Source organism: Roseateles sp. P5_B10, assembly GCF_056400485.1.
Genome location: NZ_JBFULE010000892.1, coordinates 1 through 2,051 on the forward strand (window position 1 = coordinate 1; position 2,051 = coordinate 2,051).

Annotated in this window: 2 protein-coding genes; both read right to left on the bottom strand. The window is 68.9% G+C overall.

All coding sequences use genetic code 11. From position 1 onward, the window contains the following. On the bottom strand, positions 1-674 hold a 674-nt coding region (locus AC1DU6_RS28935), incomplete at its 3' end, for an SPOR domain-containing protein (RefSeq protein WP_477861374.1). Positions 675-689: 15 nt separating this feature from the next. After that, on the bottom strand, positions 690-2,000 hold the full coding sequence (gene folC, locus AC1DU6_RS28940; RefSeq protein WP_457324595.1) for a bifunctional tetrahydrofolate synthase/dihydrofolate synthase: 1,311 nt from the start codon (positions 1,998-2,000) through the stop codon (positions 690-692). Between the last annotated feature and the right edge of the window lie 51 nt (positions 2,001-2,051).

Genomic DNA, 2,051 nt, shown 5'->3' on the forward strand with positions numbered 1-2,051 from the left:
CGCACGCGACGACCATCGGCCGTGTCCACGGCCTGCGCATAGGTCTTGAGGCCGAGCTTCTCGACCTTGCTGCGTACGTCCTGCGCGGTCTTGTTCTCACCGTAGGCGCCTACCTGCACGATGAAGCGTGCGGCAGAAGCAGCAGGCGTGCTGGCCGATGTCTCCTTGCCCTCCAGCAGGGCCTGGGCGCGTGCGCCGTCGTTGGCGTGGGCCTTGGGTTTGTCGGCCGGCTTATCTACCGGTTTGTTGTCGGCCGGCTTGTCGGCTGGTTTTTCAGCAGGCTTTTCGGCAAGTCTGACCGGCGGCTTTTCGGCGGGCTTGGCCTCCGCCGGTGCCACGGCACTGGCGGCTGCAGGCGGCGCGACTTCTGGCGCGGCGGCGGTATCGGCCTGGGCCAGGGGCTCACGCGTCGGCACGGCCAGCGGCGGCGCGGTGTCCTTGCGGGGGATGTCGATGGGCAAGTCGACGGGAATCGGCCGCGGCTGGGTTTCGAAGATCAGAGGGAAGCCGACCACACCGGCCGCCACCAGCACGGCCGCGCCGATAAGGCGGCGGCGGGCGCGCAAGCGCAGCTGCTGCACGTCGTCGGCCGCCTTGGCGCCGGACTTGGCCGACTTTTTGGGCGGCACCGCAGCGGCGGTGTCATCGCGCTTGAGAAAGGAAAACAGGCCCATCGGCAGCGTCTGGCGTCAGTGGAAGGTGGGGGGCTGGGGTGCGGTAGCACCAGCCGTCACGCGCGGCAGGCCCTGTTGAAGCACCCCGCCCACGGTGTAGAAGGAACCGAAGACGAGGATTCTATCGGCCGTGGTCGCCCCGGCCGCCGCTGCATGCAGGGCGTCCAGCGGGTTGGCATGGGTGTGCGTCGCGACATCGGGCGGCGTCTTCAGCCCTGCGGCGAGAAAGGCCGCTTCAAGCTGCTCGGCCTTGGCGGCGCGGGGAATGGCCAGGTCGGTGAAATGCCAGACGTCCACCAGCGGCGCGATCCTGGCCAGGATGCCCGCCAGGTCCTTGTCCGCCATCGCCCCAAAAACGGCATGGGTGCGCGGGAAAAAGCCCATTTGGTCCAGGTTCTGGGCCAGCGCCGCGACGGCGTGGGGGTTGTGGGCGACGTCGAGCACGACGGCCGGCTGGCCAGCCAGCACCTGGAAGCGGCCCGGCAGCTCGACCAGGGCCAGGCCGGTGCGCACAGCCTGGGCGCTGATGGGCAGCCGGTCGGCTAGCGCCTCGAAGGCAGCCAGCACCCCGGCGGCGTTCAGCAGCTGGTTGACACCGCGCAGCGCCGGATAGGCCATGCCGGAGAAGCGCTTGGCTCGCCCGGCCCATTGCCATTGCGTGCGGTCACCGCTGAAGGTGAAGTCGCGGCCCAGCTGCCGCAGGTCGGCGCCGATCTCCATGGCCCGCTCCGCCAGCGAGGCCGGCGGCATCGGGTCGCTGACGACGACAGGCCGGCCCGTGCGCATGATGCCGGCCTTCTCGCGGCCCACGCTTTCACGATCGGGGCCGAGGAATTCGGTGTGGTCCAAGTCGATGCTGGTGATGACGGCACAGTCGCTGTCGATGACGTTGACGGCGTCCAGCCGGCCGCCCATGCCCACCTCGAGGATGACCAGGTCCAGCGGTTCCTCTTGCAGGCGCCGCAGGATGGCCAGCATCGTGAACTCGAAATAGGTCAACGTGATGCCCCCGCGCGCGGCCTCGACGGCCTCGAAGTGCGGCTCCAGCGACTCGGCCGCCACCGGTGCGCCACCCACACGGCAGCGCTCCTGGAAATGCACGAGATGGGGCTTGATGTAGAGGCCGACGCGATAGCCGGCGTGCAGCGCGATGGATTCCAGCATCGCGCAGGTCGAGCCCTTGCCATTGGTGCCGGCGACGACGATGGTGGGGCAGTCGAAGGCAATGCCCAGCCGCTCGCGCACGGTCGCGACGCGGTCCAGCGTCATGTCGATGGACTTGGGGTGCAGGCGCTCGCAGTGAGCGAGCCATTCATCGAGCGTCATGGTCGAGCGTCATGGCGAAACAAAAAACAAAAGCCAGGCACGGGGCCTGGC

What these genes read in the sequence shown, in the direction of transcription:
- folC (WP_457324595.1), bottom strand. Translation starts at nt 2,000, where the DNA reads ATGACGCTCGATGAATGGCTCGCTCACTGCGAGCGCCTGCACCCCAAG.